The organism is Romboutsia weinsteinii (assembly GCF_002250835.2).
Classification (GTDB): Bacteria; Bacillota; Clostridia; order Peptostreptococcales; family Peptostreptococcaceae; genus Romboutsia_A; species Romboutsia_A weinsteinii.
Genome location: NZ_NOJY02000008.1, coordinates 126,801 through 151,705, shown reverse-complemented (window position 1 = coordinate 151,705; position 24,905 = coordinate 126,801). Strand labels below are relative to the sequence as shown.

20 protein-coding genes and 1 pseudogene are annotated in these 24,905 nt (G+C 28.6%); 2 read left to right on the top strand and 19 right to left on the bottom strand.

The features are described from left to right. Window positions 1-443: pseudogene (locus CHL78_RS21300) on the bottom strand (hypothetical protein); the annotation flags it as partial. Window positions 444-640: 197 nt separating this feature from the next. Between CHL78_RS21300 and CHL78_RS06635 the strand changes: the two are divergent. Next, window positions 641-2,020, top strand: a complete 1,380-nt coding sequence (locus tag CHL78_RS06635) for a GntP family permease (protein WP_116041296.1) — start codon at window positions 641-643, stop codon at window positions 2,018-2,020. 100 nt (window positions 2,021-2,120) lie between these two features. Here CHL78_RS06635 and CHL78_RS06630 read toward each other — a convergent pair whose 3' ends face one another. The 12 genes from CHL78_RS06630 to CHL78_RS06575 form a co-directional block, all read right to left on the bottom strand. Further along, the gene (locus tag CHL78_RS06630) at window positions 2,121-3,056 is read right to left on the bottom strand and encodes a S8 family peptidase (RefSeq protein ID WP_116041294.1); all 936 of its coding nucleotides are present in this window, start codon (window positions 3,054-3,056) and stop codon (window positions 2,121-2,123) included. Between the two features lie 158 nt (window positions 3,057-3,214). Continuing rightward, window positions 3,215-3,517: an RNA chaperone Hfq gene (gene hfq, locus CHL78_RS06625; protein WP_094369029.1), complete on the bottom strand. Its 303-nt coding sequence runs from the start codon at window positions 3,515-3,517 to the stop codon at window positions 3,215-3,217. A gap of 79 nt (window positions 3,518-3,596) precedes the next feature. Further along, window positions 3,597-4,538 carry a tRNA (adenosine(37)-N6)-dimethylallyltransferase MiaA gene (gene miaA / locus CHL78_RS06620; RefSeq protein WP_094369030.1) on the bottom strand — a complete coding sequence of 314 codons (942 nt, stop codon included), beginning with the start codon at window positions 4,536-4,538 and terminating at the stop codon, window positions 3,597-3,599. A gap of 19 nt (window positions 4,539-4,557) precedes the next feature. Next, window positions 4,558-6,714: a DNA mismatch repair endonuclease MutL gene (mutL, locus tag CHL78_RS06615; RefSeq protein WP_094369031.1), complete on the bottom strand. Its 2,157-nt coding sequence runs from the start codon at window positions 6,712-6,714 to the stop codon at window positions 4,558-4,560. Window positions 6,715-6,731: 17 nt separating this feature from the next. Beyond that, window positions 6,732-9,596, bottom strand: a complete 2,865-nt coding sequence (mutS, locus tag CHL78_RS06610) for a DNA mismatch repair protein MutS (RefSeq protein ID WP_094369032.1) — start codon at window positions 9,594-9,596, stop codon at window positions 6,732-6,734. Window positions 9,597-9,804: 208 nt separating this feature from the next. Further along, window positions 9,805-11,016 carry a glycosyltransferase gene (locus CHL78_RS20965; protein WP_116041292.1) on the bottom strand — a complete coding sequence of 404 codons (1,212 nt, stop codon included), beginning with the start codon at window positions 11,014-11,016 and terminating at the stop codon, window positions 9,805-9,807. Between the two features lie 37 nt (window positions 11,017-11,053). Further along, window positions 11,054-13,570, bottom strand: a complete 2,517-nt coding sequence (locus CHL78_RS06600; RefSeq protein ID WP_158540648.1) for a glycoside hydrolase family 99-like domain-containing protein — start codon at window positions 13,568-13,570, stop codon at window positions 11,054-11,056. Between the two features lie 70 nt (window positions 13,571-13,640). After that, window positions 13,641-14,750 carry a glycoside hydrolase family 10 protein gene (locus CHL78_RS06595; RefSeq protein WP_094369034.1) on the bottom strand — a complete coding sequence of 370 codons (1,110 nt, stop codon included), beginning with the start codon at window positions 14,748-14,750 and terminating at the stop codon, window positions 13,641-13,643. A gap of 276 nt (window positions 14,751-15,026) precedes the next feature. Beyond that, window positions 15,027-15,233, bottom strand: a complete 207-nt coding sequence (locus CHL78_RS06590; RefSeq protein WP_094369035.1) for a helix-turn-helix domain-containing protein — start codon at window positions 15,231-15,233, stop codon at window positions 15,027-15,029. 242 nt (window positions 15,234-15,475) lie between these two features. Further along, window positions 15,476-16,357 (bottom strand): DMT family transporter, encoded by an 882-nt coding sequence (locus tag CHL78_RS06585; RefSeq protein WP_094369036.1) that lies wholly within the window; start codon window positions 16,355-16,357, stop codon window positions 15,476-15,478. A 211-nt stretch (window positions 16,358-16,568) separates the two neighbouring features. Beyond that, window positions 16,569-17,525 carry a (4Fe-4S)-binding protein gene (locus CHL78_RS06580; protein WP_094369037.1) on the bottom strand — a complete coding sequence of 319 codons (957 nt, stop codon included), beginning with the start codon at window positions 17,523-17,525 and terminating at the stop codon, window positions 16,569-16,571. Between the two features lies 1 nt (window position 17,526). Then, window positions 17,527-19,155 carry an FAD-dependent oxidoreductase gene (locus CHL78_RS06575; RefSeq protein WP_094369038.1) on the bottom strand — a complete coding sequence of 543 codons (1,629 nt, stop codon included), beginning with the start codon at window positions 19,153-19,155 and terminating at the stop codon, window positions 17,527-17,529. 160 nt (window positions 19,156-19,315) lie between these two features. On the opposite strand from CHL78_RS06575, the gene CHL78_RS06570 reads away from it, so the two are divergent. Next, entirely contained in the window at window positions 19,316-20,197 is an 882-nt protein-coding gene (locus tag CHL78_RS06570; protein ID WP_094369039.1) for a LysR family transcriptional regulator, read from the top strand. Between the two features lie 66 nt (window positions 20,198-20,263). Here the strand turns inward: CHL78_RS06570 and CHL78_RS06565 are convergent, their stop codons facing one another. The 6 genes from CHL78_RS06565 to CHL78_RS06540 form a co-directional block, all read right to left on the bottom strand. Then, window positions 20,264-20,686, bottom strand: a complete 423-nt coding sequence (locus CHL78_RS06565; RefSeq protein ID WP_094369040.1) for a PH domain-containing protein — start codon at window positions 20,684-20,686, stop codon at window positions 20,264-20,266. Beyond that, window positions 20,679-20,873, bottom strand: coding sequence for a hypothetical protein (locus CHL78_RS06560; RefSeq protein WP_094369041.1), 195 nt, complete (start codon window positions 20,871-20,873; stop codon window positions 20,679-20,681). Before CHL78_RS06560 ends, CHL78_RS06565 begins: the two co-directional genes overlap by 8 nt. A gap of 73 nt (window positions 20,874-20,946) precedes the next feature. Then, a complete protein-coding gene (locus tag CHL78_RS06555) occupies window positions 20,947-21,987 on the bottom strand; it encodes a M42 family metallopeptidase (RefSeq protein ID WP_094369042.1) in 1,041 nt (346 codons plus the stop codon). A gap of 41 nt (window positions 21,988-22,028) precedes the next feature. Beyond that, on the bottom strand, window positions 22,029-22,973 hold the full coding sequence (locus CHL78_RS06550) for an ABC transporter ATP-binding protein (protein WP_158540647.1): 945 nt from the start codon (window positions 22,971-22,973) through the stop codon (window positions 22,029-22,031). Further along, entirely contained in the window at window positions 22,966-23,988 is a 1,023-nt protein-coding gene (locus CHL78_RS06545; protein WP_199534007.1) for an ABC transporter ATP-binding protein, read from the bottom strand. Before CHL78_RS06545 ends, CHL78_RS06550 begins: the two co-directional genes overlap by 8 nt. 12 nt (window positions 23,989-24,000) lie before the next feature. After that, window positions 24,001-24,903: an ABC transporter permease gene (locus tag CHL78_RS06540; RefSeq protein ID WP_094369043.1), complete on the bottom strand. Its 903-nt coding sequence runs from the start codon at window positions 24,901-24,903 to the stop codon at window positions 24,001-24,003. Window positions 24,904-24,905 lie beyond the last annotated feature (2 nt).

The window sequence follows — 24,905 nt, the reverse complement described above, 5'->3', positions numbered from 1 at the left end:
TCTCCTGTATTTCCTGTTGGACCTACTAATCCTTGTTGACCTGGCTCTCCTTGACTTCCTGTTGGTCCCATTAATCCTTGTTCACCTGGTTCTCCTGTATTTCCTGTTGGGCCTATTAATCCCTGTTGACCTGATTCTCCTGTATTTCCTGTTGGACCTACTAATCCTTGACTTCCTGTAGGTCCTGTTATTCCCATTGATCCTTGTTGACCTGGATCCCCTGTATTTCCTGTCGGTCCAGTTGGTCCTGTTACTCCTTTTGATCCTCGTATTCCAGGATCTCCTTGCGGACCAACCATACACCAACATTCACAACAAGTATACTCATTACATCTACACTTATTACAGCAGTTACAATCGTTACTACATTTGTACTCCCTTGTTAAGCAATTTTTCTTATTATCATCTCGATTGCTAAAGTTATTATTATAAGATGAATCCATTTTATCACCTCTATAGAAATATAATTAGTCTAACATGATATTATATGAATATTTTTTTATCATGGTGATATTAAGACATTTTTTAATGCTTAAATATTGTTTATACTCATAAATACAACAATTTATCTAATTAATACTCAAATATATTAGATATTTGGGGCATAATAGTTATTATTAATTAGAAAGAGGACTAATTTATGTTTAGCTTAATTGGATTGATTTTATCATTATCACTTATAATGTATTTAGCCTATAAGGGATTTTCAACAATCATAACCGCACCAATTGTCGCTTTATTGACAGTATTAATTATAGTTGGAATTGATGGACACTTAATGGCTAATTATACAGAGGTGTACATGAGTGGTTTTTCAAACTTTATAAAAAACTACTTCCCAATATTTTTAACTGGAGCTATATTTGCAAAACTTATGGAAGAAGCTCTTTATGCAAAGTCTATTGCATATTTTATTACTAAGAATTTAGGAAAGGATAAAACTATCTTCGCAGTTGTACTTGCAGGTGCTTTACTTACATACGGAGGTGTCTCTTTATTCACAGTCGCGTTTGTATTGTATCCTATAGCAAATGTATTATTTAAAGAATCTAATATACCAAAAAGATTAATTCCAGGTACAATAGCACTTGGTTCTTTTACATTTACAATGACAGCTCTTCCAGGTACACCAGAAATACAAAATGTTATACCTATGAGTTATTTTGGCACAGATACTTTTTCTGCACCTATCATTGGTATAATTGCAAGTATACTTATGCTAGGACTTGGTATGAGTTGGCTTACTTATCGTGCTAAGTCAGCAGAGCTTATTAAGGAAGGATATGGTTCACATATATATGAAGATTTAAATGAATCTGACGAAGAGCTTCCAAATATTTTTTTAGCAATATTGCCTATAGTAATAATATTTGTAAGTAATTTATTTTTTTCAAAGATATTTTATCCTAGGGTTGATGGTAGCTACTTAGGACAATACAATACTACATTAAGTAGTGTCTCTGGTACGTGGAGTGTTATTATTTCAATCGTTATTTCAATAATATATATAATAACTTTAAACTTTAATAAAATAAAACATATGAGTAATGTTTTAAATGCTGGAATAAGTAATTCTTTTTTACCCTTACTTAGCTCTAGTGCCATTGTTGGCTATGGAAGTGTAATCAAATCACTTGCTGTTTTTACAACTATACAAACAATAATTTTAGGTATATCTACTAACCCTATTATTTCTGAGGCTTTATCTGTAAATATTATATGCGGTATTACAGCTTCAGCTTCTGGCGGACTGACTATAACTCTAGATTCTCTAGCGCCAACTTTTATTTCAATGGCACATACTTTAAATATTTCGCCTGAAATACTCCATAGAATAGCATCATTAGCTTCTGGCGGTCTTGATACTTTACCGCATAATGGTGCTGTAATTACTACACTTGCTATATGTAAATTGACACATAAACAATCCTATAAAGATATTTTTGTAACGTCTGTTGTTATACCAATAGCTGTTACTGCATTTGTTGTAGCTCTTTTATCTATTAAGTTTATATCATGATTTTTTTAATACAACTTATAACGTACTGTGAATTTATTATATAACTAAGAAAAGTCACCTTGTATACCAAGTTTGTGATATATAGGGTGACCTGTATTATTTATTTTGTTGTCACTGGGTCTAAATAAACATATCCATTTCCCTGTATAGTCCTTTCTATATTAATTGAAACTGTATTTTTTACTAATTGAGCATATAGCTCTGGTTCATCTAGTGTTCTACCAAATTCTTGCCTTGACCATTCAATTAACAATGCTAAACTTCCGGAAACAAATGGGGTTGCCATGCTTGTTCCACTTAATATAGCGTACATTCCATTTTTATATGTCGATAGTATATTAACTCCAGGTGCTAATACGTCGACTTCTTTGTTTGAATTAGTAAAGTATGCAGGTTCTTTATTTTTGTCAATAGCACCTACTGATATTGATTCTTTATATGCTCCCGGAAAACTTAATTCATTAGTATAAGGTAAATTATCTCCTTCATTTCCAGCAGCAGCTACAACTAATATATTATTACATACTGCTCTAACTATTGCTTCATGTAACTCTTTTATATCGTCTTCACCACCTAAGGACATAGATATTATATCAACCTTTCTTTCTATCGCATAATCTATAGCACCTATAATCCAAGAATACTCCCCTGATCCATTTTTGTCTAGAGCTTTTAATACTAATAACTTAGAATCAGGTGCTACTCCTACTACACCTCTCTTTTTTTTATTTCCAGCAGCTATTATTCCAGCAACGTGAGTACCATGACCATTATAGTCTCTGTAAATTCTTGGATTATAATTATCATCTGATGTAAAGTTTTTTCCACCTATTATCTTTCCCCTAAGATCAGGATGTCTTGTGTCACAACCTGTGTCTATTATTGCTATAGTTACTTTTTTGCCAGTATATCCATTTCTCCACATATATGGTGCATTTATTAAATCTATCCCATATGGTATTGTATAGTTTATTTTTTTTATTTCTTTTTCTAGTATATAGTCTGTAACAACACTATTTATATTTTGATTAGTCATATTTATATACTTCCTTTAGCTAATATAAAGTTTATAGTATATAAATATGATACTTATATTTTTTCGTGTATTTGTTTTCTTCTTAGACATAATAAATAAGAAACTCCACAAAATCTGTGGAGTTTCTTATTTGTTATGTATTACTTTATTTTATATCATTATCTACGGTTATTATAGTTATTATTGTTTTCATGTGATGCATGGTAGTTATTATTAGTACCTTGTTGTGTATTGTTGTTTTGTAAATTTATAGTTTTTGAAGGTAATATAGTAGAAACTGCATGCTTATAAATCATATTTTGTTGTTTGTTATCTCCCTCTACTAATATAACATAGCTATCAAAACCTTTAACAATCCCTTTTACTTGAACTCCATTCATTAAGTATATTGTTACAGGTATTCTTTCTTTTCTTGCATTATTTAAAAATAAGTCCTGTAAATTTAACACTGAGTTTTTCATTAGCCTAATACCCTCCCGAAATTTTAAAATAAGAATAATATTTATTTAATATTTTCTATAATCTTCCTTATCTTATATATTATACAAGTTGAAGTGATTTTTCAACATACATAAGTATATCTTCTTTAAGTATATTTATATCCTTATACTCATCTAAATTGTACCACTTGGCATTTTCATATCTTCTAAACCAAGTTATCTGTCTTTTTGCATATCTTCTTGAGTCTCTTTTTATTATTTCGACAGCTTCATCATATGTGTATTCATCATCTAAATATTTTATTATTTCTTTGTATCCTATTCCTTGCATAGATATTAAGTCTTTGGTATATCCCATATTAAGAAGCTCTTTTACTTCTTTTTCTAGTCCACCATTTATCATAATATCTACTCTTTTGTTTATTCTTTCGTATAAATGTTCTCTTTCTCTATTAAGAACTATGATAATAGGTTCATATTTATCATTGAATCTTAAATCATTTGAAAAATCATTCATTTTCTTACCACTAAGACATACTTCTAAAGCTCTTATTACTCTTTTAGTATTATTTTTGTGTATTCTATTTGCTGATTCTTCGTCTAGCTCTCTTAGCTTATTATGCATATAGTCTATGCCATGTTCTTCAAGTTCTAACCTTAATTGTTCTCTTAATTCATCGTTAGCATCAGATTTTGCAAAGTCCATATTATATATTAGAGAATTAAGGTAAAGACCTGTCCCTCCAGTTACAAGGACTCTGTTCTCATTTTCATCAATCTCTTTTATATACTTATCTGCTCTTTCTTGAAACTCAGATACTGAAAAAGAAAAGTCAGGATCTACTTCATCAATTAAATGATGTACAACTCCGTTCATTTCTTCCTTAGTTACCTTTGCACTACCGATATCCATATGCTTATATATTTGCATTGAATCAGCAGATATTATTTCAGCATTTAAATCTTTTGCTAGTCTTATTGATAAATCTGTTTTTCCAACAGCAGTGGGTCCTGTAAGTATAATAAGTGGTATCTTCTTCATAATGTTCCTTTCTTAAAAGCTACATAATTCTTTTAAACATCTTTTCTATTTCTTTTTTAGATATTTCAACTATTATAGGTCTACCATGAGGACAAGTAAATGGATTTTTACAGTATTGCATTTGATCAAGTAGACTTTCTATTTCTATAGTGTGTATTTTATCATTAGCTTTTATAGCTGCTCTACAAGCCATAGATGCAAATTTTTCTCCCTTTAGCTCATAGTTATTTTTTATTTCATTTATATTGTCTATAATTTGTAGTATGAATTTTTCTGACTCAGGAATTCCAAATGTAGTTGGCACACATCTTATCATTATATGATTATTACCAAATAGTTCTATTTCAAAACCAAAATTAGTAAATAAGTCTAAGTTATTTTCTACTTGTAACATATCTACATTAGATAGTTCTAGAATTATTGGATCAAGAAGCATCTGCATACTTATATCATGGTTATAGAACTTCTCCATGTATTTTTCATAAAGAATTCTTTCATGCGCTACATGCTGGTCTAGTAAATACATAGAATTTCCTTTTTCTAGTACAATATAAGTACTAAATACTGAGCCTATTATCTTATAGTTTTTTAGAGAGAATTTATCTTCATTTTCTTCAAAAAACATTTCTTGTTTTGACTCTTGTGGATCTATGATATTTTTTTCCTCAGAAGTCTTAATACTTGTATCATACATATTATAAGTTTGATTTAAATTAGCATTTGCTTCATCACTTAAGATTTGCTTACCTTGTGATTTAAATTCATACAGTGAATTTTCTTCTTTGACTGTATCTGTATTCTGTTGTAGCTCTTGTGGTTTTATTTTATCCAGCTTTTCCAGTTCTTCAATACTAAAAGATTTACTTATATCAAGATTTCCTTCAATTATATATTCATCTTTTTTGTTTGATAATTCTTTTATAAGTGTAATATTTTCTAGTGGTAAATCTATCTCATTTGATGCTACTTTTTCTTTATCTTCATGTATATTTAGTGCAGAGTTAATATTTCTAAAACTATTATCAGCTTCTTCTTTATTTAATATATCTGATACTGATTTAAAGCTCTCTATTGGCTTTTCATCTGTATTATTTATATCATGAACCGGTATTTCTTTTGGTGCACTCACACGGCTTATAATCTTTTGTTGTGGTGAATTATAAGTTTCATATTTACCTATTAATGTTGAGCCTAATAGTTTTCTTTTTAAATAATCTCTAAGCTCTACATATATTTCTTGTTCATTTTCAAACTTCACTTCAAGTTTTGTTGGATGTATATTTACATCTATTGTTGAAGGTTTTATTTCTAAGTCTAAAAAGCATACTGCATGCTTTCCTCCAGGTATAATAGACTTATAGCTTTCATTTATGGCATCTAGTATTAATTTACTTTTTACAAATCTTTTGTTTATATATATATGTTGCAGATTTTTATTAGATCTATAAACATTATTATTTCCTATATATCCACTTAGCTTAAAGTTAGAACACTCATATTCAACTTCTATTAAGTTGCCTGTTATGTCTTTACCATAGATACTTCTTATAACACTTAATAGCTTATTATCTCCTGGTGTATTTAGCATTGGCTTTCCATTATTGATGTATTTAATTTGAATATTTGGGTTTCCTATTGCAAGTTTATTTATTAAATCACTTATATTTATTGTTTCTGCATGTGTTGACTTTAAAAACTTTTGTCTAACAGGAGTATTGTAAAATATGTCCTTAATAATTATTGTAGTACCATTGGTTGCTCCTATAGGTTCCTTAGTTATTACCTTTCCACCTTCTACATAAACTCTTGTACCAACAGCCTCATCTTTAGTTTTTGTTATCATCTCAAGCTTTGAAACTGCTGATATAGAAGCAAGTGCTTCTCCTCTAAATCCTAGTGAATATAAGTCATATAAATCATCAATCTCTTTTATTTTACTAGTGGCATGTCTTAAAAATGATTTACTTACTTCACTTGAAGGTATGCCTATTCCATTATCTGTAATTCTAATTGATTTTTTACCACCATCAACTATATCTACTATTATTTTAGTAGATTTTGCATCTACACAGTTTTCTATTAATTCTTTAACTACAGAAGAGGGTCTTTCAACTACCTCTCCTGCAGCAATTTTATTTATTGTTAAATCATCTAGTATGTTAATTCTATTTTCCATATCTACCTCCATGAGGTTTAAATTGATTTTGCTTTTTTATGAAGGCTATATAAAGCATTCATAGCATCAAGTGGAGTCATATTTAGTATATCTAGATTCATTATCTCTTCTGCTAAATCATTTTCTGCTATACTATCAAATGACATCTGAGTTACTGCTACTTCATTATTTACTTGTTGACTTTCTAGTTTTTCATTTAAATCTTTATATTCTTTATTTAAATTTTCATATTGTTTTTTATTATCTTCGTAGCTTTTACATAAAGCATCGTGTTCTATCTTTAACTTTTCATATTCTTTATTAAAGTTATTTCCACTTAATTTTTTTAATTCTTCTTGTAACTTATTGATCTTTAACTTTGCTTCATTCAATTCATAAGATGAAGTACTATTCTTAACTTGCTTACTAGAATTTACTTCTAGGCTGTTTGTTTGTTCATTATTAATAGCTACACTATTATATACATGATTTTTTTCTAAATCACTTAATATTTCTCTTGATCTTTCTATTACCTCATCTGGAAGCTTGGCAAGTTTTGCAACATATATACCGTAACTTTTATCTGCTCCTTGAGGTATTATCTTTCTTAAGAATATTATACCTTCTCCATCTTCCTTAACTGCTATTGAATAGTTTTTAACCTCACCAAATTCATTTTCAAGGTCTATTAGTTCATGATAGTGAGTTGCAAATAGTGTTTTGCATTTAATATTATTTTGAATGTATTCTACTATTGACCACGCAAGACTTATTCCATCATAAGTACTTGTCCCTCTACCGATTTCATCTAGTATTACTAAACTTTTTTCTGTAGCATTTTTTAATATATGAGATACCTCTGTCATCTCAACCATAAATGTAGATTGACCTTGAGATAAATCATCACTTGCTCCAACTCTTGTAAATATTCTATCTAGTACTGGTACATTTGCGTATTCTGCTGGTACGAATGAACCAATATGAGCCATAAGAGATATTATTGCACTTTGTCTCATGTAAGTAGATTTACCTGCCATGTTTGGTCCAGTTATTATGTTAATTATATTTTCGCCAGTATTTAAGTAAGTATCATTAGGTACGAAATTTTCTTCTCCCACTATATTTTCAACAACAGGATGACGCCCATTTTTTATGTCTAACTTATTATCTTCATTTATAATCGGTTTAACATAATTATTCATGTATGCGACACTAGCTAGGGATACGAATACGTCTATGTTTGCTATTATTCTTGCAACCTTTTGTATTCTATCTATATTTTTGTAGATTGTGTCTCTTATATTTACAAATATTTCATATTCTAAAGTCTTTATTTTGTCTTCTGCATTTAATATTTTGTCTTCTATTTCCTTAAGTTCTTGTGTTATAAATCTTTCAGCATTACTTAAAGTTTGCTTTCTTACATATCCATCATCAATCTTTGCTGTAGCTAAATTTGCTTTAGTAATTTCAATAAAATATCCAAATACCTTGTTAAATCCTATTTTTAAAGATTTTACACCTGTTTTTTCTCTTTCACGATTTTCTATTTCTTTAATCATGTAAGCACCGTTTTTTGATATATCACGAAGTTCTTTTAGCCCATCATTAAAATCTGATTTTATTATATTTCCATCTTTTATAGTAATAGATGATTCTTCCATAATAGCTTCATCTATTAAATTATAAAGATCATCTAGGTTTTCCATTTCACTTATATAATTTTTAAGTATGTTTGCATTAGAAGAACTTATAGTATTTTTTAAACTTGGAAGTTTTTCTACTGAGTTCTTTAAGTGAATCATTTCCTTTGGAGTTACTTTTTCAAAGGCAATTTTTCCACAAATTCTTTCGATATCATATACATTTTTTAAGATTTCGGTTAGATCTTCTCTAAGCATAAAATCATCTTTAATTTCTTCTATAACATTAAGTCTCTCATCTATTTTTTTCTTATTAACTAATGGTTCTTCCACATATTTTCTAAGAAGTCTACCACCCATAGCAGTAGATGTCTTATCCATTACATGAAGTAATGAACCTTTCTTTTTACTTCCTCTTATAGTTTGAGTAAGCTCAAGGTTTACTCTTGTAAACATATCTAGAACCATATATTCAGTTGCATTATAAACGTTTATACTATTTATGTTTGATGTTACTTGCTTTTGAGTGTTGTAGATATAGTTTAAAAGTATTGATAAACTATTTTTTATTAAATTGTCATTATCAAACTTTACATTTTGTAGATACTCTTCACTAAAGTATTGATTTAATATGTTCAAATCTAAATAGTTTTCACTAAAGTTTTCATTTATATATATATTACTTACTGTAGCTATATTTCTTAATTTATCTATAAAGCTTAAATCGTTAAGTATAATCTCAGTTGGATGTATTTTTGCTATTTCTTCAACTACTTTATCATCTTTTAAATAAGTCGCATTTACTTCTCCTGTACTTATATCTACATAAGTTAAACCTATATCGTCTCCTGATTTATATAGTGATAGTAGGTAGTTATTTTTTTTATTTTCAAGTAAGCTTCCTTCAAGTACTGTACCTGGTGTAACTACTCTTACTACGTCTCTTTTTACTAATCCTTTTGTAGTTGCAGGATCTTCAAGCTGTTCTCCTATTGCTACCTTGTATCCACTTTCTACAAGTTTTGATATGTATGCATTTGCTGCATGGAAAGGTATACCACACATAGGTGCACGCTCTTCAAGCCCGCATGATTTTCCTGTTAGTGCTATTTCTAATGTTTTTGATGCTACTATTGCATCTTCAAAAAACATTTCATAAAAATCTCCTAATCTAAAAAACAGTATACAATCAGGATATCTATCTTTTGCATCGAAGTACTGTTTCATCATAGGAGTTAATTTGTTTCTATCTATTATCATGGATGTTCCTCCTTGTTACTTGCTAACTATAAATTGTTTATTTTACTTATGTCTAATTTATTATTATATCATAGTTTTCTATTTAATTTAAATAGAAAACTTTTCTTTGATCTACATTAATAATATTATCTATACTATAAAAAACTCTATCAATGTCATACTTTATTTTGACATTGATAGAGTTTCTTATTACATATCTATATTATTTTTATTCATTAGCTGAGTCTATAAATTTTTCTATATTATTGCTAAGCAATAGTGGTATATGCTTTTGTATTTTATCATAATCCCAGTTCCACCATTCTATTTCTAATAGTTTTTTAATAGTTTCTTCATCAAATCTATATTTTATTACTTTAGCTGGACAGCCTCCTACAATAGCATAAGGTGGAACATCTTTAGTTACTAATGATCTAGTACCTACTACAGCCCCATGGCCTATAGTTACTCCTGACATTATTGTACTACCATATCCAACCCAAACATCATTACCTATTATTACATCTCCCTTTGACACACCACTTGATTCTCTATGTGAGTACTCTCTCATAAATTTATCAAACGGATATGTGGTTACCCATTCTGGTCTATGCTGTTCTCCTAAAAAAATTGTTGTTTCATCTGCAATTGAGCAGAACTTTCCTATTTTTATTTTATTATCACATTCAAATATAACTAATTTTGGAGTTCCATAAGTAAATGGTCCAATTTCTACTTTGGGTGGTGAAGATCTTATTGGAATTGCTTGCTCTAATTTATTAATATAGTTACTTTTATCATTATAATAGTATCTTAATAAATTAGAGTCTTTTATATTTTCTAAATTATCTTCTGATTCTTTTATGCCTATGCACCATGCTTTCTCTTGCTTTGGTACGACTATTTTGTATCCTCTTCTAATAAATTCCATACTTTGATAAGCACAATATAAGTATTCATTATATTCTAAATCTTCTCTCCAATCTATATCATACTGCGTCACTACCATACATTTATCTAGTTCATCTACAAATTCATAGTCCTTAGTTACTTCTCTAGAATCTAACTCTACGATTTTATTGTCTATATTATTACTTACATTTCCGATTTTAGTTTTTTCAATATTATTGTCTTTTAAAGTGTGTTTATATCCTACTACACCTATCATAGCTATCAACTGATCATTAAATATTTTTAATATATCATAAAAAAAGTTTTTATTAGCTATATATATAGTAGAGTCTAAATATATTTTATATTTAGCATTATTAGCTTTCATACCTATATTATAAAATTTAGTTTTTTGATTTATTTCTGTATTTAATAAGACCTCCATATTATAACCATGAGGTATATCTATTTGATTTATAAAATCTAAGCATTTTTTATAGGATACTTCATCTTGCATATTTACTATTAAGCAGATTTTTTTATTATCCAACTCTATCCCTCCATTAATATACTCTAAGTCTACTGACTTAAAAACTCTTCCTCACATCTTCTATAGCTTTTTTTGTACTATTAAGATATGAATATCCATACTTTGAACAAGGTTCAAGTACTGCACCTTCTCCCCACTCATTCCACGCATTAATAAATACAATATCATCTTCTATATTAGGATTAATCTTATTGTATTTCATTATATCAACCAACCATTTATAATAAAGCTTAGGAGAAGCTCCTTTAAATATCCAACCTCTATTCGATTTTCTAGGTGTATTATCCCAATCAGGGATGATACATTTATATATACTCCTAAACTCATCATCAAAATATTTTTTGTTTTCAACGTAGTCTACAGCATCAAATATATATCCATAGTAATCTCTTATAAACTCAACTTCACTGTTAATCTTATTGTATTTACTAATTTCACTATTGGGATTAAATTCATTTACACCATCATAACCAAGCAATTTGTAATAATTTAAATCATTACTTTTGACATCCTTTGATGCCATGATATAAATTTCGCCTAATCCATTCTCCTTACAATAATCTCTCCAATAATTAAACACCTCATTGCTATTAGGTACATCTAAAGAGCAATGTATCATAATTAATTTCTTACCGTTTATTTTTATATATCTATCGTCTTTTAAATATTTTTGCATATCATGTATTGTTTCTTTATATTCTTTACAAGATCTAAACTGTAAAGCCAATACTTCTGAGTTATCACTTTGATATTTTTTAGTCCAATCATGATTTCCCCAATATATACAAAATGGTATATCTAGGTCTTTATCATCTAGTATTATGTCTAATGGCTTTCTTAGCACTTTTAATCCATTTGATAAATTATAATAATATATTGCAAAGCCATATATTCCACCATGTTTTGCTAATTCTATTTGTCTTTTTAAATTATCTTTTAATTCTAAGTTGTAAAATCCCATATCTTTTGGGAATCTAGGTTGGTAATGCTTCAAATACTGTGGCAGTGCTCTTGTAACATTATCCCATTCCGTTGCTCCTCTTCCCCACCAAATATTATTATTTTCATCATTGTGATATTGAGGCAAATAGTATGCAATAATTTTACTATCTCCTTTTTCATATTCAAAACCTTCATCAAGATTCTCTTCATAATAACTATTTAAATTATCCTTTTCAAATAAATAGTCAATATAATCCTTACATTTATAAATTAAATTCTTTAATTTTATTTCCTCATCAATATTTTTTTGAGATACTACAATATAATCGAATGTAATATATTGTTCTATAAGATGTGCTGCACTTAGAGAAGTTAATGTTTTAGCTTTCTCTATGGTATCATTATCAAATAAATTGGTTGTTTTATACGTTGAAATAACTGAAAAATTGCATTCAGATAGAATATTATTTATTTCGTTTACAGTATAAAACCTTAAATTTTCTTTATTTAAAATTCCTGAATCTTGGTAGGTAAAATTTCCATTTATAAGATCATACAATACATCTACGTACATAAGATTTGCTATTACTGAAATTAACTTGCCTTCTGGTTTTAGTAGTGTAGATAATTTTTCTAATAACTTTTTAGGATATATTGTTTTTTCTATAGCATTTTCTATAAATACATAATCAAAAAACTGATTATCATAACAAAGGGATAAATTGTTTACATCTTCTACTTTGGTAAATCTATTATGTGTATTTGCCAAGTTGGTGTTGATTTCAACACCATATACTTTACTTTCTCTATATATATTTTTAATGTATAAGATTGTTTCTTTAATATTACTTCCTATATACAAAACATTAAACTTTTCATTCCTACTGTTTGAAATTAGATTTATCATTTGATAATTAATAATATTTTCATCAGATTTTTCTGCTGTGTATTTATCTTTATCATCAAATATTTGAAAAACTATTGTATTCCTACATAGAATTATATCAAACAGATTACTTACTTGGTCTGATTCTAGATAGCTATCTATATCTTTTATCTTATAAAATGTATCTTTTTTCATCATGCAACAATAAGTACTTATTTTACTGCAGTAGTCCCACATTTTTTTATTTTCATGGTTGTATAAGTTTGCGTATTCTAGCTTTCCAATAGTTGAATCTGATTCAAAATCACTCAATGATGGCATAACTATGCCAATGTTATCATCACTATATAAAGCTTCGTCTAAACTCTCTAGCAATCTAGGAGTTGCTAATATTCCGCTATCTAAAAGAACTATATTATCTCCCTTTGATACCTCTAAGCCCTTATTGTAGCAGTTTTGGTAATCTAACTTTTCGTTATTATATAATACTATTAAATCATCTTGATTATTTAACCAAATTTGATTTTCTTCATTAGAGTTGTTATCAATAACTATTATCTCAGTATAATCATTATTAGTAAATTTTCTAATACTTTCTATTGAAACTTTTAAATTATATAAATCATTATTACTAATTATTAATATACTTGATGTATGATTGCAACAATTACTCTGACTGTAATTATATTCCTTTATATTTTGAATATTATAGGAAATATTCTTCATAGTATTTTCTCCTTTAATCATTCTATTTCTAAGTTGTATTTTATTTTAAGATTTTAATTAAATATATGCTTTACTTTCTGTACTTATTAAAGTACTTACTAGGTGTGATTGCCCTACAATAATATACATCCTTAAATTGCTCTACTACACCTCCAGTATTCTCTTCAATATTTGTCATACTAAAAAAAATACTGCCTTCTACTTCATCATATGTTCTATTTATCTCTATCTCCTTAGCTATCTGTTTTGCGATTTCAACATTGCCTATATTTTGACCTACATATAATCTAACATCCGTATCTTCAACTGCATCTATCCACCAATTTAAAAGTGGCTCGTAAGGACTGTTTTTATTTTCTATAGTCCAATAAATCTGAGGTGCTACATAGTCAATAATTCCATCATTTATCCAGGTTATAGTATCAGTATATGCATCATAATAACTCTCTAGATTTTTAGTATCTGAGCCTTTAATATCACTAGTTTTGTTTTTCCACACACCAAATGGGCTTACACCAAATTGTACACACCAGTTTGTTGATTTTATCGCCTTGTGCACTAGTCTAATCATATTTGTTACTGCTTCGCGCCTGCTATTAGCAACCTCTCCATCTCTATCCTCTCCTTTAGGTAGTGGATAATTATATGGGTAGAAATAATCATCTAGATGAATTCCATCTATGCAATAGTTTTTAACGATTTCATATACTGTAGTTGCAATATATTTTATTACCTCTGGATTTTCTGGATTAAAAAATAATGCATTTTCATATGATAATACCCAGTCTGGTTTTAACTTTGCTATATTATTATTTGCCAACTTATTTAAATCTGTTCCTTGTGTATTTATTCTATACGGGTTGATCCATGCATGAAACTCTATATTTCTTTTATGAGATTCTTCAATCATAAACTCAAGTGGATCATATCCTGGATTAACTCCCTGTGTACCAGTAAGATATTCTGACCATGGATTTATTTTAGATTTATATAAAGCATCACCAGCTGGTCTTATTTGAACAAATACTGCGTTAAAGTTTAATCCTTTTAGAGTTTCTAGTATTTTAATAAATTCTTTTTTCTGTTCATCAATATTATTTTTTGTTTTTGGCCAATCTATGCCGTATACGGTCGCTACCCATACACCCCTAAGTTCTACTGATTTACAATTTGAATCCATATTCTCACACTCCTATAAAATAGTATGATAATATATTTTAAAATGTTAAATGTATTAAGTTATTTTATAATTTATACATATGAATTATTTTAATATGTTGATGTATAATATTTTTATTTGTTTAGATATTATTGATAGAAATATCTCAGAATAGATAAATTGAATAGTAGAATATGCATAGAGAAATTTGCATGTTCATTTAATCTTAATGTTTGTTTATATGATTATCTTGACATAAAAATAGGAAGTAACTTTTTTAATTACCTCCTTTCTTCATTAATTTTCGATTTTTAACTTTAGATATTGTAATAACTCATAGTTAGTCATTTCATAAGATTTTGCTGCTCTAATTAATTCAATAGTATTTAAATGTGTTTCATTCTGTTCCCATTTTTTAATTGTAGATAAGCTTACATTAAGTCTTTTAGCCATATCTAATTTAGTTAAGCTTAATCTGTATCTTGCTTCTTTTAAGCTCCTCATTTTTCTATACTCCTTTAGTTTATATTGCTCTTTTATTTATTCAATAAATAAGTATTGACTTACTTATTAAATATTATACCATAAAAATCGTTTTCCTGTTAATGTTATTTTTTACTATATTGAATTTATTATGTATATTTTTATTTTCTACATGCAAAACGCTTAATTCTGACTTAAATTTTTATAAAAAGCGCAGTATATATGAAATTAATACTACGCTTTTTAATCTTATTTTTTGATTATTATTTTTGTTCAGCTTTGTCTAATCTTTTATTATCGAAAAATACATAAAATGCAGCTGAGAATACTATTAAGTACCCTATTATACTTAATGTATCAGGATATTGATTAAAAATAAAAATACTTAATATAGCCGAGAAAATAATATTACTATAGTCAAATATTGATATTTCTTTAGCTGGGGCATATTTATAAGCTAGTGTTATTCCAAATTGTCCTAAACTTGCAAATACTCCTGCTAATAATAAGTATATTAATTGAGATAATGCCATTGGCTCATATACATATATAAATATTGGCAATATTGTTATAAGAGAAAACATAGAGAAGAAAAATACTATAGTATAATACTCTTCTTTATTTCCAAGGGCTCTTAAGCAAGTGTAAGCAGAAGCTGCAAAAAATGCTCCTAACAAACCTCCAATATAAGGTATAACCTCTACACTAAATGTAGGTTTGATAATAAATAAAGCACCAATAAAAGCTACTATTATTGACCCAATTTGCTTAATACTTATCTTTTCTTTTAAAAATATAGCACATAATAGTACTACTAAAAATGGACTAAGCTTTCCTAGCATATTCGCATCCGAAAGTACCAATTTGTCAATTGTGTAGAAATTAAGTATTACACCTAGTGTTCCAAATAATGATCTTAGAAGTAATAAGTTTCTATTTTCTTTTTTACCCGTTAAACTTCCTTTGTGCTTAATTATTAGATAAAGAGCAATAGTTGCTGATACTAAGTTTCTAAAAAATACTTTTTGGAAGTTTGGTAAATCCCCTGCTAGTTTTACACAGGCAGACATAAGAGCAAAACCTAGTGCAGATGCTATTATACACACAATTCCCTTTAATCTATCCGATTTTATTATTGTACTCATAATTTCCTCCTTACTTTGTACTTATTTAGTAAATATTATTGAGTCATAAATATTCCTTCATTATTTTACCATTATTCTGTATATATACAAAAAATAAATTTTTTATATCCTAATATTTCAACTAAAATTAAATAAAAAAGTTGCCATTATGATTATCTTTTCATAAGGCAACTTTATATTATACCGTATTAAATAAAATATTGAATTATCTTTAACAAGTAGCTCCGCCTGTAACATGAAGATTTGCATCTAATATTTCTTCTTTTCTTTCTAGTATATTTCCATATAATAATTCTTCTTCTATTTTTTCAAATCCTATTCTGTCTATCATATCTCCAAAACGCTCACCTGTTTTGCCTTGCTCTCTGTATAATAATATTGTTTTTTCTAATATTTCTTTAGCTTCTTTTTCTGAATAGATTCCTTTTAATACATCCCCTGGTCTAGTTAGTTTACCCCATTTACCACCTAGTATTATCTTTAATCCTTTTTTGCCTCCTTCTATTGCATCAAAGTGGCACTTATCTATACATAGTCCACAGTTATTACATTTATCTATATCTAGTTCTAGTTTTCCATCTATAACTTTTGCTGCTCCTACTTTACAGCTAGCTTCTATTGAACATTTTTTACATCCAGAGCACATATCTTCATCATATTCTGGTACATGTTGTCCCATCACTCCAAAGTCATTTAAACTTGGTTTTATACAGTTATTAGGACATCCACCTATACCTATTTTAAACTTATGAGGTAACTTTACATCATAATATTTATTGAAAAATTCATCATGTAGCTCAGTTCCTAGCTTTTGAGTGTCTAATAATCCAAAGGTACATACTGTCCCTTTACATGGAACTATTGGTCTTACTCTAGAGCCTGTTCCACCCGATCTTAAACCATCCTTAGCTAGATAAGACTTTACTTTTTCAATATTATCAAATTCTATTCCTGGCACTTCAAGAGTTAATCTTGTTGTAAGAGATATATTTCCATTTCCATACTTTTCTGATATTTCACATACATTTTTTAATTGTGCAGATGTAAGTGCTCCATTTTCTGTTATTACTCTACATGAAAAATGTATACCATCGTTATTAGATAAAAAACCTTGACCTTTAACTTCTTTTCTTTGTTCTGGTGTTATTTTTTTATTATCTTTTGCCATTTTATAATTCCCCCATCTCTTTATTTAATGATAATCCACCTTCTAGTACGCTTATATCTGTGTATCCATAGTGCTTCATTCTATTGTAAGTTAAGTATGCTCTTTTTCCCCTTTGGCATACTAATAGAATCTTGTCATCATATTCTAAACCTTCTATTTTTCCATTTATTTTAGAAAGATCTACAAAAAGTGCATCTTCTAAAGTAGCTACTTTATTTACATCAACTATTTTATATTCATCTTGATTGTTTATAAATTCTTCAAATCTTACTATTTCTACATCCTCATAGATTTTATTTAAAAGTACATTTGCTGCATGACCTAATGGAGATATAGCTGTTGAAAACGGAGGTGCATATGCTAAATCTAAATCTTGTAAATCATTTAACTTTCCTTCAAAATGGATTGCTGTTGCTACAGTATCTATTTGTTTATCTACACTTCCCTTACCAAATACTTGAGCCCCTAATATTTTTTCACTTTTTCTATCGGCTATTAATTTAATAAATAATAAACCTGAACCAGGGTAATAGTGGGCTTTATCATCTAATGGTACTATTACACTTTCTACATTATATCCATAAACTTTTGCTTCTTCTTCTGTAAGACCCGTTCTAGCTGCACTTATATCTAGTATTTTTACTATTGATGTACCTAGTACTCCTTTAAACTTACTTTCTTTACCTGCTATAGTTCTAGCTACACATCTGCCTTCTTTATTAGCAGATGAACCCATTGGAGACCATGCTGAGTTATTAGTTAAAATATTTTTTACTGATGCACAATCACCTACCGCAAATATATCTTCATCATCAGTTTGCATCTTATAATTAACACTTATTGTTTTATTATTTTCCAGACTTATACCACAGTCATAAGCTATACGGCTATTTGGTCTTATACCAACACTCATTATAACTATATCTGCTTTTATTGCCCTTTTATCAGTTTTTATTTTACTTACTTTTTCATCTCCAATTATAGAAACTACTTTTTCATTTGTAAGTACCATTATTCCTTCATCTATAAGCTTATCTTGTAAATATCTAGATACATCTTTATCGAATCCAGGAGGAATATTTTCACACGCGTCTACTACAGTAGTTTTAATATTATTTTCTAGTAGATTTTCAGCTATTTCTAACCCTATAAATCCACCACCAACTACTACTGCTCTTTTTATATCTTCATTTTCTATAATCTCTCTTAAATTTATTGCATCTTCTGGAGTTCGTACGTAGTGTACTCCTTGTAAATTTATTCCTTCTAAGTTTGGCTTAATTGGATCTGCACCTGTTGCTATTACTAATTTATTATAGCTAAATTCATTTTCCTCATTAGTAATAGTGTTTATTGCTTTTACTGTTTTTAATTCTCTATTTATTTTTAAAGCTTCTGTATCTGTAATAACCTTTACCCCAGTTAGTTTCTCAAAATTTTTAGGAGTATTTACTATAAGACTTTCTTTGTTTTCTATTACTCCACCTACGTAATAAGGTAGTCCGCAACCTGCATAAGATATATCTTTTCCCTTTGTTATTATTGTTACATTGTAATCCCTATTCTCACGCTTTAGTTTTGCTGCAGTCTTTGTACCTGCTGCAACTCCTCCTATAACTAAAATATCCATTTTCATCACCCTTTAGATATAAATTTAACAACTCATACCTTAATTGTAGTTAGATTTTAGTATAATGTAAAATTATAAATATTTATTGAATTATAAATTTTTCTTATAGTATACTCATATCATAAGGGACAATAAGCTATTAATTTACTAGGGGGATAGTATGATTGATTTTAGATTAATTACCTTTATTGATTTATGTGAGACTAAGAACTATACAAAGACTGCAAAGAATCTTTCTATAACTCAACCAGCAGTAAGTCAACATATAAGGTATTTAGAAGAAAAATATAATTTAAAACTTTTTGATTATATAAGTAAAAAGCTTAGTTTAACTCAAGAAGGAATAGATTTTTTAAATAATGTTCAAAAACTACAGACTATGTCTATAAATATTGAGCATCATCTAAAAGATAGCAATTCAAGATATAAGTCATTAGTATTTGGTGCAACAAGAACTATAGGTGAGTATTACATTCCACCTTATATAAAAAAATATATATCCTTGTATCCTAAAAATAATATTTCTATGATTGTAAATAACACTAAATTTTTACTTGAAAACTTAAATAAGGGTAATATAGAATTTGCAATTATTGAAGGGCATTTTAATAAAGCTGAATATGAAACTCATTTAATTAGCAAAGAAAGATTAGTGGTTGTTGCCTCTCCTCAAAACAAACTTGCATCAAAGAATAATATATCTTTTGATGAACTGTTTAGTGAAACATTGATTGTAAGAGAAAAAGGCTCGGGTAGTCGTGAAATCTTTGAAATGTTTCTTTATGAAAATAACTTTACTTATAAAAATTTTGAACATGTAATTGAAATTGGCAATATTGGTATAATTAAAGATATAGTTAAGAGTAACTTAGGTATCTCTATAATGTATGAAATGGCAGCTCAAACAGAAATTACGAATAATGAACTTGCTGTATTAGATATTAATAATATGAGTATTTTTCATGAATATAATTTTATTTTTTTGAATGATTCTATTTTCAAATCAAACTATATTGATTTTTATAACTTTTTAAGAGATTAGATTTATTGATGAAATAAAAAGCACCCTATTTAGAATCTATAACTTTAATTCTAAATAGGGTACTCTTTATATACGGATATTACTTATATTTAATTTAGGGCATTTTTCTTTTAGTTTATTTATAAACTCCTCCCTATCCTTTGGAGAAATATATGCACCTAGACTTCCCTTATAAATTATCTCTATCCTATCTACTGATAGTGCAGTTGATGATAATACAGATTTTGCTTGCTTTATTTTATTGATATTATTGTAGTAAAACTTTTCCTTTATAGGTCCACTTCTAATAAATAAGTGATCCTCTTTTAATACATAGTAAGTTCCAAACCAAGTCCATATAAAAAATCCTTCTAATATTGTAAATAAAAGTATTGCTGTAATATGTCTATTCATAATAGCATCTAATAAACTTATCATCAAAGCTATTATACAAGCCCATATAACTATTCTTAGCCACCAATCTTTTTTTGAATAATATTTTTTATCCATTACTTAGTTCTTTCTTTTTCATATTTTTAAGTATTTCTAAATCGTCTGGATTTCCTATATATTGATTACCACTGTCATTTCCTATACTCATACTCATGCCTTTTTTTATTGGAGCACACAGAAAACCTATTACAACGCCTCCTAATAAGCAACTAATTCCAAGTAGTACTTTGTTTATATCTTTCATACTTATCTCTCCTTAAATTTAGATATATATTAAATACTTCTTCAAATAGTATGAGTATCCTTTTTATAAAATTTTAGTCTGTTAGCAAATAACAAAGAATTAGCTTTGTAGTATTTTCTATTGCATCTATATGAGTTCTCTCATAGTGATGGCTCGCATCAGTTCCTGGTCCAATGTTAGCAAATCTTAAATCTTCACCCCATTTAATAGCTTGCGATGCATCTGATCCATAGTTATTAAATAAATCTATATTATAATTTATATCATTTTCTTCTGCGATATCAGTAAGCTTAAACCTTAAATATGAATCATATACAGTTTGCTTATCTTTTGCAGTGATACATACACTATGCTCATTAGATGTTTGACCATCACCTACTGGAGCTATATCTATTGAAACAAGCTCTTTTGTCTTAGAAGGAATTGCTCTAGATAAGCCATGCCCTAACTCTTCATAGTTACTTATATATAAATGAGTTGTATGCTTTGGTTGTAAATTATTTTCTTTAAAGTACCTTGCTAATTCAAATAATATTGCAACTGCAGCTTTATTATCTATGTATCTAGTCTTTATAAATCCAGAATCAGTTATCTCTAATCTAGTATCAAAGTATATAAAATCACCTACACTTATTCCTAAATCTAGTACATCTTGCTTTGACATAACATTTTCATCTAATCTTATTTCCATATTGTTAAAGTTTCTTTCACTGTTTGCATTTTCTTGACCATATGTGTGAGTAGATGAATATTTAAACATTGATGTACCTCTTACGTCTCCTTTTTTTCTAGTTATTATAGTACAGTTTTCGCCCTCCACTGCTGACCAACATCCACCACCGATTTTATGATATTTTAATTTTCCATCTGTAGTTATTTCTTTGACCATTGCTCCTAGAGTATCCATATGTGCTGATATTGTAATATGATTTTCATCATCTTCTCCAAGTAATGTTGCTATTAGCCCACCTTTATTAGTTACTTTTGTAGTTAATCCTAATTCTTCAAAGTCTTTTTTAGCTTCTAGTACTGCTTTATCTGTGTATCCACCTGGACTTGGTATTGCTAAGTATTTCTCTAAGTATTCAAGTATATTATTAATATTTATATTCATATCAATCTCCTATGTATTTTAATTATATTTAATATTTATCTTTAAATGTGACATGCTACTTCATGGTTATTATCTAACTCTTTTAAGATAGGTTGCTCCTTAAAACATACATCTTTTGCATACTCACATCTTGGCGCAAACCTACACCCAGGCTTTGGATTTATAGGTGATGTTATTTCACCTTTTATTATTATTCTTTCTTTTTTCTTACCTATACTAGGTATTGGAATTGCTGATAATAGTGCTTTGGTATATGGATGTTTTGGATTGTCAAATAGTTCTGCTGAGGGTGCTTTTTCTACTACCTTTCCTAAGTACATAACTGCAATTTCATCTGAAAAATAATTTACAACTGATAAATCATGAGTTATAAATATGTAAGTTAAACCAAGATCTTTTTGAAGTGTCTTTAATAAATTCAATATTTGTGCTTGAATTGATACATCTAGTGCAGAAACCGGTTCATCGCACAATATAAATTTTGGATTAAGTGCTAGTGCCCTAGCTATACCAATTCTTTGTCTTCTTCCTCCATCAAGTTCATGAGGATATGTATTTACTAATCTCTCTGACAATCCTACAGTTTCCATTAGTTCTAAAACTCTTTTTTCTCTTTCCCCTTTATCTTTTATAATCTTATGTAATCTTAATGGTTCACCTATAATTTCACTGACTGTTTTTCTTGGATTTAGTGATGCAAATGGATCTTGAAATATTATTTGCATGTCTCTTCTTAAATCTCTTATCTCTTTTTTACTATAGTCTAATATATTTTTACCTTCAAATATTACTTCACCATCAGTAGCTTCTAAAAGTCTAAGTATAGCTCTACCTGTTGTTGATTTACCACATCCTGATTCCCCTACTATTCCAAGTGTTTTTCCTTTTTCTATAGAAAAGTTAACATCATCAACTGCATGTAATATTCCTTTTGGTGTATTAAAGTACTTCTTCAACTGTTTCACTTCAAGCAATTTATTATCCATTAATGCCACCCCCAGCTAGCTCTACGCCTACATTTTCATACGCAAGACAAGAAACATAATGTGTATCACTCAATTGTTTAATCGTTGGTACTTTAATTGAGCATTCTTCTTGTGCATACATACATCTAGGATGGAATTGACATCCTTTTGGTAAATTTGTAGGGTCTGGCATAAGTCCTTTTATTGGTATAAGCATTTCACCTCTTTTTTCTATATTGGGAAGAGAGTTGAATAACCCTTCTGTATATGGATGCTTCGTATTATTAAATATATCTTCAAGGGTTCCTTTTTCTACTATTTTACCTGCATACATAATTGCTACTTCGTCACATACTTCTGCAACTATTCCTAAATCATGGGTAATCATCATCATAGCTGTATTATATTTTTCTTTTAATGTCTTCATTAAGTCTAATACTTGTGCTTGTATTGTAACATCTAGTGCTGTTGTTGGTTCATCCGCAATTAATAGTTTTGGATTACATGCAAGCGCTATGGCTATTATAACTCTTTGTTTCATGCCTCCTGAAAACTGATGAGGATATTCATTAGCTCTATTTGGATGTATCCCTACCAAAGCTAACATATCTTTAGTTTTTTCCATAGCTTCTTTGCTACTTATATTTTCATGTATTTGTATTACCTCCGCAATTTGATCTCCTATAGGGATTACTGGATTTAGTGATGTCATAGGATCTTGGAAAATCATTGATACTTTATCTCCTCGTATATTTTCCATTTCAGCTTCTGTATATAAAAATATATCTTCTCCTTCAAGCTCAATTACTCCACTTTTAATTTTGCCTGGTGGGTTTTGCACTAATCTAAGTATTGATAGTGCCATTGTAGTCTTACCTGCACCTGTTTCTCCAACTATACCTAATGTTTTTCCTCTATCGATACTAATACTTACACCATTTACGGCCTCCACAATCCCATCATTTGTTTCGTAATGTACTACTAAATCTTTTATATCTATAATATTTTGTGTATCTATTTTATCCTCTGATGGCATAATTTTTCCCCCTTACTGTTTTAATCTTGGATCTAGGGCATCTCTTAATCCATCCCCTAATAAATTTAGTGCTAGTATTGTTATCATTATTGCTAAACCTGGAAATACAGTTATATGCCATGCGTCTCTTAAATATTGTCTACCTCCTGATAGCATAGCTCCCCATTCTGGTTCTGGAGGCTGTATTCCTAATCCTATGAAGCTTAGTGATGCGATTGATAAAATAACCCCTGCTACACTTAAAGTAACTTGTACTATTATAGGAGATAGACAGTTTGGTATTACCTCTCTAAGAATTATCGTTGCATCTGTAGCTCCTATAGCCCTAGCCGATTCAATAAACTCCTGATCCTTAACTCCTAGTACTGCCGCTCGTACTATTCTTGCATATTTTGGTATTCCTGCAATACCTAGGGCTATTATTACATTTATTAGATTTGTTCCAAATGCTGCTACTATTGTTATTGCTAATAATATACTTGGAACAGCTAATAATATATCCATAAGTCTCATTATAATATTATCAGTCTTTCCTCCATAGTAGCCAGCTATTGATCCGAAAAGTCCTCCTAATATTAAAGACATAGCTACTGATATAACACCCACTTTGATTGATATCCTTGATCCATGTACTATTCTTGAAAATATATCCCTTCCAAATTCATCAGTTCCAAATATATGTTTTTTACTTGGAGGTTGTAATCTTTCCATAATATTTTGTTTTACAACTAAAGTATCATAATCTGCTATTACATCTGCAAATATAGCAAGCAATAGTAAAATAATGATTATCACTAAACCCAACATTGCCATTTTATTTTTTTTCAAACGTGACCATACTTCTACCATTTGATTTCTTTTACGGTAGTTACTAATTTCAGTTTTCTTATCTTGTCTATGTATTTGTTTTTGCATTA